This window comes from Shewanella scandinavica (genome assembly GCF_031932065.1).
GTDB lineage: Bacteria > Pseudomonadota > Gammaproteobacteria > Enterobacterales > Shewanellaceae > Shewanella > Shewanella baltica.
Window position 1 is genome coordinate 1 of the sequence record NZ_JAUOES010000014.1, and the last position, 14,233, is coordinate 14,233.

General features: G+C 47.7%; 12 protein-coding genes. 6 read left to right on the plus strand and 6 right to left on the minus strand.

Going from position 1 to position 14,233, the window contains the following annotated elements:
* Positions 1 to 43 precede the first annotated feature (43 nt).
* The gene (locus Q4Q50_RS13145; RefSeq protein ID WP_311899666.1) at positions 44 to 961 is read right to left on the minus strand and encodes an alpha/beta hydrolase; all 918 of its coding nucleotides are present in this window, start codon (positions 959 to 961) and stop codon (positions 44 to 46) included.
* A gap of 387 nt (positions 962 to 1,348) precedes the next feature.
* Between Q4Q50_RS13145 and Q4Q50_RS13150 the strand changes: the two genes are divergently transcribed.
* Complete coding sequence (locus Q4Q50_RS13150; protein ID WP_311899755.1) at positions 1,349 to 2,710, plus strand: MATE family efflux transporter; 1,362 nt, start codon at positions 1,349 to 1,351, stop codon at positions 2,708 to 2,710.
* 59 nt (positions 2,711 to 2,769) lie between these two features.
* Here the strand turns inward: Q4Q50_RS13150 and Q4Q50_RS13155 are convergent, their stop codons facing one another.
* Positions 2,770 to 3,195, minus strand: a complete 426-nt coding sequence (locus Q4Q50_RS13155) for a CBS domain-containing protein (protein WP_311899668.1) — start codon at positions 3,193 to 3,195, stop codon at positions 2,770 to 2,772.
* Between the two features lie 255 nt (positions 3,196 to 3,450).
* Between Q4Q50_RS13155 and Q4Q50_RS13160 the strand changes: the two genes are divergently transcribed.
* Together Q4Q50_RS13160 and Q4Q50_RS13165 are read left to right on the plus strand one after the other, a co-directional pair.
* Positions 3,451 to 5,217, plus strand: a complete 1,767-nt coding sequence (locus Q4Q50_RS13160; protein ID WP_006084112.1) for an alkaline phosphatase D family protein — start codon at positions 3,451 to 3,453, stop codon at positions 5,215 to 5,217.
* Between the two features lie 291 nt (positions 5,218 to 5,508).
* A complete protein-coding gene (locus Q4Q50_RS13165) occupies positions 5,509 to 6,075 on the plus strand; it encodes a phosphoribosyltransferase (protein ID WP_259507802.1) in 567 nt (188 codons plus the stop codon).
* Between the two features lie 91 nt (positions 6,076 to 6,166).
* On the opposite strand, the gene Q4Q50_RS13170 is transcribed toward Q4Q50_RS13165, so the two are convergent.
* A complete protein-coding gene (locus Q4Q50_RS13170; RefSeq protein WP_311899671.1) occupies positions 6,167 to 7,444 on the minus strand; it encodes a glycerophosphodiester phosphodiesterase family protein in 1,278 nt (425 codons plus the stop codon).
* A gap of 380 nt (positions 7,445 to 7,824) precedes the next feature.
* Here Q4Q50_RS13170 and Q4Q50_RS13175 point away from each other — a divergent pair, with 380 nt between their 5' ends.
* Both Q4Q50_RS13175 and Q4Q50_RS13180 read left to right on the plus strand, forming a co-directional pair.
* A complete protein-coding gene (locus Q4Q50_RS13175) occupies positions 7,825 to 8,127 on the plus strand; it encodes a DUF3622 domain-containing protein (RefSeq protein ID WP_006080221.1) in 303 nt (100 codons plus the stop codon).
* Between the two features lie 392 nt (positions 8,128 to 8,519).
* Positions 8,520 to 9,704: a DUF3103 domain-containing protein gene (locus Q4Q50_RS13180; protein ID WP_311899673.1), complete on the plus strand. Its 1,185-nt coding sequence runs from the start codon at positions 8,520 to 8,522 to the stop codon at positions 9,702 to 9,704.
* A gap of 99 nt (positions 9,705 to 9,803) precedes the next feature.
* On the opposite strand, the gene azu is transcribed toward Q4Q50_RS13180, so the two are convergent.
* The 3 genes from azu to rihA all read right to left on the minus strand — a co-directional run bounded on the left by azu (position 9,804) and on the right by rihA (position 12,494).
* Positions 9,804 to 10,280 (minus strand): azurin, encoded by a 477-nt coding sequence (azu, locus tag Q4Q50_RS13185; protein ID WP_106651603.1) that lies wholly within the window; start codon positions 10,278 to 10,280, stop codon positions 9,804 to 9,806.
* Between the two features lie 326 nt (positions 10,281 to 10,606).
* The gene (gene rbsK, locus Q4Q50_RS13190) at positions 10,607 to 11,518 is read right to left on the minus strand and encodes a ribokinase (protein ID WP_311890202.1); all 912 of its coding nucleotides are present in this window, start codon (positions 11,516 to 11,518) and stop codon (positions 10,607 to 10,609) included.
* Between the two features lie 19 nt (positions 11,519 to 11,537).
* Positions 11,538 to 12,494, minus strand: coding sequence for a pyrimidine-specific ribonucleoside hydrolase RihA (rihA, locus tag Q4Q50_RS13195; RefSeq protein WP_226058184.1), 957 nt, complete (start codon positions 12,492 to 12,494; stop codon positions 11,538 to 11,540).
* A gap of 234 nt (positions 12,495 to 12,728) precedes the next feature.
* On the opposite strand from rihA, the gene Q4Q50_RS13200 reads away from it, so the two are divergent.
* Positions 12,729 to 14,171: an RCC1 domain-containing protein gene (locus Q4Q50_RS13200; RefSeq protein ID WP_311899675.1), complete on the plus strand. Its 1,443-nt coding sequence runs from the start codon at positions 12,729 to 12,731 to the stop codon at positions 14,169 to 14,171.
* The last annotated feature ends 62 nt before the right edge of the window (positions 14,172 to 14,233 follow it).

Genomic DNA, 14,233 nt, shown 5'->3' on the forward strand with positions numbered 1-14,233 from the left:
TAGAAAGCCTTTTTTATGAAGGAATTAATCATCAAGGATGACGTTAGGCTGTCTTCACTATATTGCTCACTTGCACCATGGCATCCCGTGCGGAGCGGCTCACTCCCGAGAGTTGGAAGAAGCCATGGATGACCCCAAGATAGCGGCGGCAGTGGGCATTCACGCCAGCCTCTAATAGATGCCTAAATAGCTGTTCTCCTTCATCGACGAGCGGATCAAATTCAGCTGTGATGATATGGGTTTCGGGCAGTCCCGCTAAGTTAGCGCTTCGCAGCGGACTGGCTTCGGCATCGGTTCTGGGGTGCCAATCTAAATACAGATCAAATCCAGTGAGTAAGGTATCGCGGGTAATAATATATTTCTCGCCATTGTCGCTATAGCTTTGGCTTTTAGCAGTGGCATCGAGCATTGGATAGATAAGCACTTGTTTTTGTGGCAACCATTGCCCTTTGGCTTTTAAACGTAGGCAAGTGACTAGGGCTAAATGGCCGCCAGCGCTGTCGCCCATCAGGGTAATCTTGTCCTTATCGCCACCCCATTGTTGGCAATGCTGATAAATAACTTCGGCGGCATGGCAGGCATCGTCGTGGGCGGCGGGGTAAACATGTTCTGGGGCGAGGCGATAGCGAACGGCAATCACCAGTACGCCAGCATCATTGGCGAGTTTACGCAGTTGTTGATTGTGGGTTTCAACGCCGCCACTGACAAAACAGCCGCCATGGTAGTAAATGACAACGGGTAAATCGTTTGCCGCCGAAGGTTTGAACAGGGTCAAGTCTGCGCCATCGATGGAAACTGCGCGCACCTCGAACACGTCTTCCGCTTCACCTGCGAGTACCGTGCTGGCGATATAACCTTGCCTACGTTGCTCAATGGTTTGCTCTCGCACCGATGGGCAACCCGCTGCGATAAACTCGCTAACCAATTGTTTAATCCCCTCTTCTAAATAGAGTTGGCTCATTTAATCTTCCCTCATTTTTCTGTGCGCTTAGCAGTTCTGCAATGGGCTGAGTTTATCGGCAGTTTAATTGAAATGGTAGCCGCAGTGATGAGTCCTGTTTTTAGCTCTGCCATTAACGTAGTAATGAATACGGTTGCAGTCGGCATATTTTCATTAATACAGATTGAGTTGTATGGCGACTTGTAAGAAAATTACCAATTCAATTGACCCTTAGGCTGGATGCGCTTAGATTTCCGCCTGATTGTGCGTTCGATAGCACTTTGATGTCTATTTGTGAAAGTTGCTTTCAGTATCTTGGCTAAAATATAGGTTGCCAAGATGCCGTTTGAGCGACACATTGAGCCAGCGCTCACATCGTTATCCGTACTCTATTTGCAGGAATTCTCCGTGGCTAAAGCACCCAAAACATTGCAACAACGCATGAGCATAGTCGCCCTCACTTGGCCGATTTTTGTCGAGACCTTGCTGCAATCACTGCTTGGGATTAGCGACATTTTTATGCTCAGCCATTATTCCGATAACGCGGTAGCGGCAGTGGGACTCACGACTCAGCTGATGTTCTTCATGATGGTCATGTCCATGATGGTGAGCACAGGTGCGAGCATCTTGATTAGCCAGAATAATGGCGCAGGCCAGTCGCAACAGGCGGTTAATATCGGGGTGGCAAGTGTTGCATTGAGCTTAGGACTCGCCTTGATCATGGGCGCCTCTATGTTCTTCGGCGCTAAGGGGATTATCGGCCTGTTTGCGCTTGAACACGATGTGGCAGGCTTTGGATATGACTACTTAGTGATTTGCGGCAGCTTGAGTATAGGCTTGGTCATGAACATCGCTTTTGCTGCGATTTTAAGGAGTTACGGCTTTACCCGCTCGGCCATGCTCGTCACCTCAAGCACAGGCTTGATGAACGTCATTGGTAATTATATTGCCCTGTATTCTCCCTTTGGCTTGCCTGTTTATGGGGTAACAGGGGTGGCAATTTCCACCGTCACCAGCCAGATCATCGGCGCTGTGATCATGCTGATGGTGATCCGCTATAAAAAGATCCCGTTGCCGCTGCAACGACTTAAGCTTTTACCGCGCAGCACTTATTGGAGCGTGATGCGTATCGGCTTGCTCAATGCTGGCGAGATGCTGTCTTACAATGTAGCTCAGATGACCATTATCTATTTTATCAGTCAGATGGGGACGTTATCGCTCACGGCTTATACCTATGGGCTAAACATCAGCCGGTTTATTTATTGTTTTGCGGTGGCGCTCGGGCAGGCGACGCAAATTCAGACCGGATACTATGTCGGCAAACAATGGTTCGATGAAATCACCACTCGGGTGCAGCGTTACTGTCTAGTGGGCTTTATGGTTTCCCTTGGTATCGTCTTAGTATTCTACTGGCAGCGATTCACTATTGTTGGCTGGCTAAGTGAGAACGAAGAAGTCATTCAACTGACGGCGTTATTGCTTGCAGGTTCAATCGCGCTCGAAACGGGGCGGGTGTTTAATCTGGTGATTATTTCGGCATTAAAAGGCGCGGGTGATGTGGCGTTCCCTGTGCGGGTTGGCCTCTTTAGCATGTGGGGCATTGGCGTGCTATTGGCATGGTTCTTTGGATTGCATTTAGGTTACGGCGTGCTTGCAGCATGGCTTGCCGTTGCGGCAGATGAATGGATCCGCGGCCTGATTATGGTGTATCGCTGGCGCTCGTGCCGCTGGCAGCGTTTTACTCGAATACCGCCTGCGACTGCAGTGTAGTTTTGGTGAGATGAATTGGAAGCGCAGCAAATATTGGCCGCGCTTTTTGCTCGATAAGCTTAACTTTGCTGTTGCAGCAGGGTACGACACAGCTTAATAAAGTCCGATGAGGTGACGATACCGAGTACCTTTTTATCAACATCGACAACGGGCAAGCAGCCGAGTTTGTTTTCGATAAAATATTCCACCACCACAGTTAAGGGCTCGTCGGCGGTAAGATGCTGATAGTCTTGGTCCATCACAGTTGTGATCGGCGTGTATCGTTCTTTGCGCTCGAGCGCGCCTTGGCCGTACTTGTTCAACATAGTCATCACGCTGGCGATCATCTTTTTATGGGTGAGTACGCCAACGAGGGTGCCATCAATTTCAGAAATCACAGGTAAGTGGCGTACGCCACGGGTTTGCATCAGATGGTGGGCATCTTTCAAGCTGGCGCCATCGCTGATGCAGATGACTTGATCACTCATAATATCGCTGACTTTCATTGTTAAATTCCTTTTCTTGCCATTCTTAGGCGTGCATTTAACACGCTGCGTTAGCCTGCACCGATGTTAGCAGCTTACTTGTTCGCTGCGCCAGCCCTGCATAAATAAAGTACGCCATTCAGTATAAGTGTTTGAATTGATAGAAATCATAAAAGGCTGACAAAGATGTCACAAATGTGTAACAGTGATGTCTCACAATCGGGGTCTCATTAGACCTCATACCAGTGAAGCCTTTTCTAACAAGGAATAATAATAATGAATCGTACCGTAACTCGTCGTGACTTTTTGGCTATGTCGGCCAAAGGTGTTGGCGTTGCTGTGATCTCTTACGGCTTGATGGGCTGTAGTGATAGTAATGATGATAATTCTGTACCCGCGCAATTTTTACATGGGATTGCCAGTGGCGATCCTGCTATTGACGCTGTGATCCTTTGGACCCGTGTCACGCCTGAGTCTGAGGGCGATGTAAAAGTGAGCTGGCAAGTGGCAAGCGATGCTGCCTTTAGTCAATTAGTGACCACGGGTGAGATGGTCACTAATTCAAGTCGTGACTACACGGTTAAGATTGATGCCCGCGGCTTACGTGCTGGCCAAAACTATTTTTACCGCTTTATGACAGGTGACAAAACCTCAGCCGTGGGTAAAACCCGTACTCTGCCTGAGGGCGATGTGAGTTCTGTCAAATTGGCGGTGATGTCCTGTGCGAACTTTCCAGCTGGATACTTTAACGTCTATGAATTAGCGGCGGCGCAGGATGACTTAGATGCCGTGGTGCATTTAGGCGATTACATCTATGAATATGCCCGTGGCGGTTATGCCAGTGAGCATGCTGCAGAGCTTGGCCGTGAAGTATTACCGGCCACTGAGTTGCTGACATTGGGCGATTATCGCACCCGTTATGGCCAGTATCATACCGATGCGAGTCTGCAAAAGTTACACGCGAAAGTGCCTTTTATCACAGTATGGGATGACCACGAAGTGGCCAACGATACTTGGCGTGATGGCGCCGAGAATCATAATGAAGGCGAAGGCGATTTTGCCGTCCGCAAAGAAGCGGCACTGCAAGCTTATTTCGAATGGTTGCCTATTCGTCCATGGCGCGAAGGGAACCATGAAGAGATTTACCGCAGCTTCAGTTACGGCAATCTTGTCGACCTGCACATGCTCGATACCCGTGTATTGGCCCGTGATAAACAGCTCGATTATGCCGACTATATGGATCCGACAACGGGTTCGTTTGCGGGCGAGCGTTTCCTTGCCGATGTGACTTCGACCACTCGCACTATGCTGGGTCTGACGCAATTGTTATGGCTGCAGGGCACTCTGCTGCAAGCAACGGGCAAGTGGCAGGTGTTAGGGCAACAGATTTTGATGGGCAAGATGTCATTGCCGGCGGCGATTGCGACTCAGCAGATGAGCATTCCCCAATATGCCATGTTAGGTGCGTTAGCTAAGCTAGCGGCGCGTGCGGCGGCAAATGATCCCACGCTGACCGCCCAAGAGTTGCAATATCTTCAGGCTAATCAAGCCTTATTAACCCCAGAAGTTATCGCACTGCTGCAATTACCTGCCATTCCATACAACTTAGATGCTTGGGACGGTTATGCCTATGAGCGTGAGGTGATTTTAGGTACGGCTAAATCGAAAAACCTCAACCTAGTCGTGATCGCGGGCGATACCCATAATGCCTGGGCTAACGAGCTTAAAGATGTGAATGGCGATACCGTTGGGGTGGAGTTTGCGACCAGCTCAGTGTCTTCACCAGGTCTTGAGTACTATTTGAATCTGCCCGCTGAGCAGATCCCTGCGACTGAGGCGGCGATCGTCGAGTTAGTGCCAGATCTTAAGTACGCTAACTTAAGAGATCGCGGCTTTATGACGCTCACTTTCACCGCTGATGAGGTGCGCAGCGACTGGCATTATGTGGATACCATTCTATCGAAGGATTTCCAAGCGGCAACGGCACGTGGTTATAGCGCCAAGGCAAAAGTGGGCGAGCATGTGATTACGCCTATCGTTTAACGCAGGTATTTATTCGCTGTTTTTAGGCCACCTTAGAGTGGCCTTTTTGTTGCTTTTTGCCTAAAAAGGCAAAATAAATGTCTGTTGTCACGCAAGTTCTTACTATTACTGCAGCACATCGCATTTTTTTGGTATAAAATTCGCTCCCAAAATTCGGCGGCTGCCTACACTTGCTAAGGCAAAGCTGTTTTAGTGTTTTGGGAACCTTTACCCGCCGAACAGACCTTACAGGGGTCATAAGCTTTTGCTTTAACGACCTAAGAATAAAATCAATGTGATGGGGACTGTGTCATGTCAGAAAAGTATTTTGTTACCGCGCAGCAATTGCTGGAAGATTCATTTTTATTAGCTTCGCAAGTGTATGAGAGTGGCTTTCGTCCGCAGTTTATCGTGGGTATTTGGCGTGGTGGCGCTCCAATCGGGATCGCGGTACAGGAATTTTTCGACTTTAAACAAGTAGAAACCGATCACATTGCCGTGCGTACTTCTTCCTATTATGGGATTGGTACCGACAAGCAAAGCAAAGAAATCAAAGTTCACGGCCTGCATTACATCGTTGAAAATGCGAACGCTAGCGACGGTTTATTGATTGTGGATGACGTGTTTGACTCTGGCCGTAGTATCCATGCATTAAAAGAAAAACTCGGTCAGTTGATGCGCCTGAATATTCCAACCGATATCCGTATCGCTTGCCCTTATTACAAGCCAAAAAATACCGCCGTGCCCTTAAAACCTGACTATTACATCCATGCCTCTGAAGACTGGTTAGTTTTCCCGCATGAAGTCACAGGTTTAACACCGGAAGAAATTGCCGAAGGTAAGGGCGATTTAAAGAATATCCAGCACCTGTTTAAATAGCTTGCTCGCGGCGAAATATAGACTATTTTCGCAATAAAAAATGCGTTAACGAGCAATCGTTAACGCATTTTTTGTTTTCTATATCGACGACTTATAAATCCATACAGTTAGCATAGTAAGTCACAGTGGCGGGCCAGTCGGAGAACACCCCAATCACACCGACATCTTTAGCTAACACATCGAGTAATTCAAAGGTATCGCCTTCGTTATCTATGGCTTCGGTAATGCTTTGATAATAAAAGCCGCCGCCATTTTTTAATAAACCAGAACGTTCCAGCGACCAAGTGATGATCTTAAGCCCAGCGCCTTTGGCGGCCTTAGCGTATTCCGAAGGGGTGATCTTTTTGTCCGCATCTAAGGCGACTAAAACCCAGAGTGGCGGTGCGATAATTTCGACGCCTTGGGTCTTCAAATCTGCCATTGATGGTGACCAAGTGGCAGAGTTTTGCGGATCGAAAGCGCTGTTATAATCGTATCTGTCATCGAGAAATACGGCTTGTTTCGCAAACTCAGGTGCGTTGGCGACCCAATATTTGATGTCATCTAAGATAAATGATTGAGGGAATACTTGCGAAGCATCGACGCCAGCCGCCGTGTATTCATCTAACATTTTTTGCGCGTAATCCTGCTGGGTAAAACCATCGAATGGCATAGATACGCTGGCGGCTTTGAGCTCTGGCGTCATCTTCACGCCAGCTTTTTTAAACATTTCAATACTTTCAGCATGGGTCATCAAGGTGCCATTGCCAGCGTAGAGATCGGTGCGCCAGCTTGGAGTGCCATTGATGAATTCGGCCGCAGTGGTCGCTTTAGGATTGCTGCCTTCCATTTTACCCTTGAGGGTTTTAAATTCGGCGAGGGTGATATCGCTGGTGCAACAGGTCGCCGATGCGCTGACGCCATTGGCTGCATCGGCTGGAGTGAATGGGCTCGAACATTTATTAGCCAGTTCAGGCACGGCTAAAATGTTGGTCGTGCTGGCAAGATCGCACTGTGAGTGGCGGCACACTAAGGCTTTATCGGCGGTGAAGGTGACATCACATTCAACTATGCCAGCGCCCGAATCGATAGCCGCTTGGTAGGATTCCTTTGTATGCTCAGGAAATTGCATCGCAGCGCCACGGTGACCGATGGAAAACTCGTTGCGATAAAAATTGTCAGTGGTGCATTGCTCTAAGCGGGTTTTAAGTGCGCTGTCTTGCATTTGACGCACGAGGAATAAAGGTCTTTCTCCCACTTGAGCTGGAACAGGTTTGCTGGCAGGTGGCGTGACTTCTGTGTTGTTATCGTCACTATTGCAACCAGCTAATAAAGCGCTGGTGGCAATTAACAGGCCGAGTGAGAGCGACGAAATAGGGCGTAGTTTCATCAGATTTACCTATGAGTAATGATGTAAAGTATTAATATTAATCAGAAACTCTAAAGTGTTAATGTGACTAAAAAAGCCTATTTTTATGACATAAACAAGAATATATACCGTTTGCATGACGATTATCTTAGGCATGTTTTTTTGCGCTAGCTCGCGATAAACAGCCATCAATAGAGGATGAGCGGGATATATGCGCAGTGTTGTTTTAGACTTGAGAATTGACTCCACTGGGCGAGTCGATGAAACTGGCATGAATATTTTCATCTGGGCGATCTTTCTGGGCCGAAATCAAGTACACTGCGCTCCTTTTGTTTTATGATGAGCGTTTGGTTCGCTTGATAAGACAAACGTGACAAGCATCATTTAGGAAATAGAGCAGAATGAGCAAGGGCAAAAAATACGATTTTCGCGTGACACAGGGCGACAAAGGTTGGAAAACTGAAATCACTCGTCGCATGACATCAACTAAAACAGTTGTGTCTAAGAGCCATGATGGTTTTGCGACCGAAGCCGAAGCGCAAGCTTGGGGCTTAACAGAATTACAAGTGTTTTTAGGCACGTTAACTGAGCGCAACAAACGTCGCTCAGAGAAACAAGCTAAAGCAAAATTAGCGGCAGCATTAGCGGCTGAAGCGGCAACCGATGCCGAAGATCTTGATGAAGATGATTTCGACGAAGAGTAACACTCACTCGTTTAGTATTGTCTTATCAAGCTGGTGTGACTGTTAGGGCGCGCATGACGCGTTCTGAAACGTCACTCTGGCTATAAATAACAAAAGGCGGATCTTAGGATCCGCCTTTTGTGTTTTTGTCGCTCGAGCTACTTTAGCTTGTAAACCCATTTGTTGTTTCTTCCTGTTTATTCCGCACGTTTTGGCCGATTAAGGGTCGTTATCGTTATTATTCTATTTTTAGATAACTGTCTTGTTTTTAGAGAGTTTCAGCACTATTGCGTATTCTATACCATTAATAAATAACGATAATTATTATCATTTGGTTTACTTGGATTCGGGTCTGTGCTCATATGTAGAGAATTCGAACACACGTTTAATTTTATTAAGGTAAGGGAACACCTATGAAACTACTTCAATCCAGTTTATTGCTGTGTTTGTCGGCTTCGGCAACCATGAGTTATGGCCAAGCCTTAGATGGAGAGGCGTTACGCTTGCTACAAGCGTCGCTAAAGGATTCGACTTTGGATGCACAAGCTCAGTTAACTAATACTAAGCGGGCATTGGCGTTAGATTTAAGCCATCAATATGCGCAGCTTGCGCCTATCTTACAGACTGAAATAAACCAGTATCAGTTGGCAGTGAATGCCGATGACATTCTGTCTCAGCATAGGCTCAATGATAATGTGATCACCAAAGCCGATGCGTCGATTCGCCGAGTGAAGGGCTTAAGTGCCAAAGCAGATTCTCTGGTGCAAGTGCGTCTGGCGGATGAAACCATGTTAACCCCATGGCAGCAAGGTGAGTCGCCTTTATTTACCTATGAGCCCGATGGTGACGAGCGTCAGTGGGATTATATTGAAGCCTTTGATATTCATGGACAAGTGCATCAATTAGACGTGTATAACCTACCGCAGCAGCCGGTTTTTGTGGTCGGTATCGATAGTAAAAAAGCTTTTGTGGCTGGCTTAGAGGTGATGCGGGCGACATTTGCCGAAGCACAATCGGCGAAAAAAGATGGCGTGCTACTGAGCCGTGCGCAAACACAGGCGGTGGCAGACAAGCCTATTTCAACCACAGTGATCAAACAAATATCCTTGAAGGATGACCATGAGCCGTGGATTTCTGGTCGTGCCGAGATTTACGGCATAGTGACAGGGATTGACCCGAGCCGTGAAGAGCCTGTGCTCGATATCGTCGAAATGCCCTATTTAGATTATGCGGATACGACCTATTATCCGAATCAAATCATCATCCATTGGGAGCGTTATCGTTGGGCGGCTGCGGACATGATCCTAATGGAGCATGACGATGGTACTAACTATAAAGTGTTGGCCACTAAGTTGTTGGAAGCGGCGGAGCAGATCTTAAAGTCGATCCCCGATCCTGAAGCTCAGGGTTATGCGCTGATCCCGCAAATCACCAATGGTATTTTAAGTGTGATGCCGGATGCTTGGTTCACCAATGACGATGACTTTGTCGACGTGTATTACACTTTACAGGAAGGGGTTGAATATCCTAACTTGAACGGGGCTAACGGTAATGCGATGACGAGCTTTGCGCCATTAGTTATCCAACCAAGGCCCTGATGAATTATTGCGGCTAAATGCAATGGCTGGAATGTAAAAGCGGATCCTAAGATCCGCTTTTGTGTTTTTATCACTTAACTTTAGGCTAAGCCATTCACCTTAAGCTTTTAGCTTGAAACTACCTTGCATAATCGCCCAGTGACCTGGGAAGCTGCAGAAGAATTGGTAAGCTTCGGTAGCGCTCATGCCAGCAGTGCTAAAAGTAATAGATGTTGATTCGCCGCCGCCCACTAATGGCGTGTGAGCGATAACGCGAGTATCACCCGCTTTAACATAGGCTGCATCAGGACCGGCACTCATACCTTCAGTTGCGACGGCTGACATATCGGCTGCCTTAGTTAGTACCCAGTTATGGCCCATAGCTGCTTTTGGCAAAGTGCCTGTGTGGGTTAAGGTTAAGGTCACTTCTTTACAGCTTGCAGGTACTGACAGCTCTTTAGTGTCAAATTGCATTGCATCAGTGGCGGCAATTTTCAGTTCACATTCGTTGGCACTCGCTTGGCTAGCGAATAATAATCCTAGGCCGATTAGGCTAGTGCTGGTCACGTTACGTAAAGCTGTGCTTTTTGCTTTCATCTGGTACTTCCTTAGTTGAACAAGGGTAGCCGAGTCCTTTTGACTCGGACATGCGCCTACCAGAATAAGCAATCTTCATTAAATGGGAATGAAATCAGCGTGTAAATTATGTATATGCAACTTTCGTTTGAGTACTGCATTCTCTGTGACTGCAAAATTCTGTAACGGCAAAATCGCTAGCGGTAAACATAGACGAGCGAGTACTGAGCTGGAACCAACTAAATACTCGCGGATTATCATTAATGAATTTGATTTATAGCTATGATTTATAAGTGATAATTTAGATAGGCGGACTCAGGGCGTCTAACTCAAAGTCGCTTGCTTTTTTAGTACGAAAGCTCCTGTCGATAGGGAATAGCACGTTGTGCGCCTTGGCGAGTCACTGTAATGGCACTGGCCGCATTGGCAAATCCCACGGCGGCAGCAATTGACATGCCTTCACTCAAGCCGACGACTAAGGCGCCGTTGAAGGTATCCCCTGCAGCGACTGTGTCTATGGCTTGCACTTCAAGTGCGGGCACTAGCCCGGTAAAACCTGGGCTGCTGATATATGCGCCGCGACTGCCTAAAGTAATCACTACAATTCCTACACCTTGCTGGTGCAGAAGCTGCGCAGCCATTTGAGCATCATCGAGATGGTTAATTTCAACGCCAGTTAAAGCTTCTGCTTCAGTCTCATTAGGCGTAATCACATCAACCCATTTGAGTACATCGTGGCCAAGGGCGGTCGCTGGGGCGGGATTTAATACCGTAGTCACGCCAAAGGTTTTTGCCATTTGTAATGCCTTTGCCACTGTGGCAGCAGGCGTTTCTAGTTGAATTAAAAGGAATTGAGCACGGGAAAACAGAGCATAGTGATTTTCTAAGTCATCGGGTGAAAGAGTGGCGTTGGCTCCCGCAGCAACACCTATGGTGTTTTCACCGTTGTCACCGATAAAAATCATCGCTGTGCCTGTACTCTGCTCCGCTATCTGGCTAATACCTTCTGTACTGATGCCATCTTTGATCCAGCTTTGACGCATATCATCGCCGATACTGTCTTGGCCGAGGTGGCAGATAAAGTCAGTGCGGGTGCCTGATTTAGCTAAACGCGCGCAGGCGACCGCTTGGTTGGCTCCTTTACCTCCCTGTTCGAGTCGATAGTCTCGGCTCATCAAGGTTTGCCCTGCTGCGGGCAGGTACTCAAATTTCATCACATGGTCGGCATTCGCACTGCCGATAACGAGTATCTGGCTCATAGAAAACTCACTGTTATTTTCATCTGCGATTGAGATAAGTTGGATCATAGACACGTAAACTGTCTACCAGTAAATCGACAAAACCGAGTCTGTCGAGCCCAAACAGCACAGTCGCATTGGCGGGTTTGCCAGTGAGTTGATAGCGATCAACCACTGTCATGCCTAAGGTCAGCTCGCTTTGGGTTTCAATCCCGACCCAACAATCTTGTGCTTCAAACAGTTCAGGTTTGAGCAACCAAGCGATAGTGCAGGGGTCGTGCAGAGGTGCACCAATAAAGCCCCATTTAGGATCTCTGTGGTAAATCATAAAGAAATCCAATAACTCGGCGACGCACTGAGCAATTGGATTTGGGATGGCGCGAATCCGTTCTATGTCTGCATCCATGATTTGCGCTTGATGGGTCACATCGAGCCCGCACATAGTGATGGGAATGCCTGACTTAAAGACAATATCGGCGGCTTCGGGATCGACAAAAATATTAAACTCGGCGGCAGGCGTCCAATTGCCGACACCGGCTGCGCCGCCCATTAGCACAATACGCTCGATTTTAGGGTGTAGCTCGCTGTGACTCGCCAGTAAAAGGGCGATGTTAGTCAGCGGCCCAGTAGGCACTAAAGTCACTGGCTGAGTGCTTTGGCGGATTTGCTGCGCCATCAGTTCAACGGCTGTTATGGCTTGTGGACTGAAGCTCGGTTCGGGTAATGCTGGGCCATCGAGGCCAGTCTCGCCGTGAACATTGTCGGCGATAATCAGTTCACGTGTTAGCGGTTTAGTGGCACCGCCTGCGACTGGGATATCACCTCGGTTTAACAGGGTTAAGATCCGCAGGGCGTTGTTGAGGGTTTTATCTGGGGTTTGATTGCCAGCGCTAGTCGTGACGGCAAGGGGAACGAGGTCTGGGTGAGCTAAGGCTAAGATCAGCGCGATAGCATCGTCATGGCCGGGATCGCAATCAAGAATGATGTGACGAGTCATACTGTTACTCCTTTAAACAGCGGTACTGGATGCTTAGAATAGCATGCCATAAGTTAGGCGCTAGCCTGTGGAGGGCACTTGCAGAGTAAACTGTGAGCATTTTCGTCTTTTTATCAACAAGCTGCTAGAATTCTGCCCATTTTTGACATTAGGCGATGTTAGGTTATTTCATCTTCGCTCTGTCTGCTGCACAACATTGAATGACATCTCCAAGCAAATACAAGGAAATAAGTAATGCTCACTCATCGAATCACTTGGCCTAAGGCTTTACTCGCGGGCATGGTTGCCATGCAGATCTCTGGCTGTAGCGAGCCTCAACCTATGGCCATAGTGGAAAGTAATAACGAGTCATTGCTGCAGTTTGATAACGGTAAACTCATCCAATTTAAGGAAAAACCGAGTCCGCAGTATCGTCATATTCCCTGTGATTTACCCGCGGTAAATACCGTTGTAGCAAATGATATGGCAGTGGCTGCCATCACCCCAAATGGCGATGTGATCACTTGGGGAAATAGTTTTAGCGGCGGCGATAGCCGCGAAGTTGCTGCGGAGCTTAAACACGTTAAACAAGTCGTGCCTGTAAAGGAAGGTTTTGCCGCCCTGCGTGAAGATGGCACTGTGGTGTACTGGGGACGTGCAGGGAAACTGAGCCTCGACAAAGCCCTTCAAAGCCGTATGACAAACATCACTAAACTCTATGCTAACCGTGAGGCGGTAGCCGCACTCGATGCTAGTGGAAAAGTGCACACTTGGGGTTATGGGCCCGAAGGCGGCAATAGCCAACATGTGCAGGATAAACTGTTTGATGTCGTGGATATTTTTGCTGAAGGACGAAGTTTTACTGCTCTTAAAAAAGACGGAAGCACTGTGATTTGGGGGCAAGTTGAACGGTCAACCAATATGAAAAAGCTGCTGCCACAGTTAATGGATGTTGTGAGTGTTGAATATACCCAAGGAACTTATGCAGCTCTAAAAAAGGATGGCAGCGTCGTAACTTGGGGGCAGAGTAGTGATGTTTATTCTATTCGCAGTGCGCTACTGGATGTCGCGAGTATTACGTCAAATAGCTGTGCTTTTGCAATCTTAAGTCCAACGGGTGAGGCGCACTTTTGGGGCAATGAAACGAACTGTGGTATCGATTGGCTCAAACAAACGGATATTAAAGGCGTGAACAGTATTGTCAGTGTTGGCACGGGATTTTTGTTGCTGCGTGACAATGCCGTACCGCAAATCCTTGTCGATGATAGTGACTACGCCTATCTATATGGTTTTCACTATGCCCAAGACATTCTCAATCGGTATTGGCAGGAGGGAAGCAAGATCACCATAGGTTCAGCATCATTTGTATTCACCCGTCCTGACGGCAAAGTCGTGCCAGTAGGCTATAGGGCTAACCTAGAAAATGTCGAGAAGCTCATAGAACGCATCCCGCGATTAACTTGGTTAGCGAGGGCGGGTGAGGGTTATGTCGGGATCAGTGAAAAGGGGGAATGGGTCTCTTGGTCGATGAATAACGAGATGTTCGCCAAATCTCCGCTACCGCCTGCCGATTCGTTGGTGATTAAGCCGCTGGATTTTACCCCTGTTATCCAATGCGAAACGCCAGAGCAACGGCAGGCGATTCTGAGTCAGGAAAGGCCTAAACCTGAAGTAAAAATGTGGTTGTTTAGCGAATAGCACTAACCTTTTTTACCATCACGGCGCAGATAAACGGAGTATTTCTCTGTTATTCAAGCCGT

Excerpts from the sequence above, each read along its gene's own strand:
- Q4Q50_RS13145 (WP_311899666.1), bottom strand. The coding sequence starts at position 961 with ATGAGCCAACTCTATTTAGAAGAGGGGATTAAACAATTGGTTAGCGAG.
- Q4Q50_RS13155 (WP_311899668.1), bottom strand. The coding sequence starts at position 3,195 with ATGAAAGTCAGCGATATTATGAGTGATCAAGTCATCTGCATCAGCGAT.
- Q4Q50_RS13160 (WP_006084112.1), top strand. The coding sequence starts at position 3,451 with ATGAATCGTACCGTAACTCGTCGTGACTTTTTGGCTATGTCGGCCAAA.
- Q4Q50_RS13165 (WP_259507802.1), top strand. The coding sequence starts at position 5,509 with ATGTCAGAAAAGTATTTTGTTACCGCGCAGCAATTGCTGGAAGATTCA.
- Q4Q50_RS13170 (WP_311899671.1), bottom strand. The coding sequence starts at position 7,444 with ATGAAACTACGCCCTATTTCGTCGCTCTCACTCGGCCTGTTAATTGCC.
- Q4Q50_RS13175 (WP_006080221.1), top strand. The coding sequence starts at position 7,825 with ATGAGCAAGGGCAAAAAATACGATTTTCGCGTGACACAGGGCGACAAA.
- Q4Q50_RS13180 (WP_311899673.1), top strand. The coding sequence starts at position 8,520 with ATGAAACTACTTCAATCCAGTTTATTGCTGTGTTTGTCGGCTTCGGCA.
- azu (WP_106651603.1), bottom strand. The coding sequence starts at position 10,280 with ATGAAAGCAAAAAGCACAGCTTTACGTAACGTGACCAGCACTAGCCTA.
- rbsK (WP_311890202.1), bottom strand. The coding sequence starts at position 11,518 with ATGAGCCAGATACTCGTTATCGGCAGTGCGAATGCCGACCATGTGATG.
- rihA (WP_226058184.1), bottom strand. The coding sequence starts at position 12,494 with ATGACTCGTCACATCATTCTTGATTGCGATCCCGGCCATGACGATGCT.
- Q4Q50_RS13200 (WP_311899675.1), top strand. The coding sequence starts at position 12,729 with ATGCTCACTCATCGAATCACTTGGCCTAAGGCTTTACTCGCGGGCATG.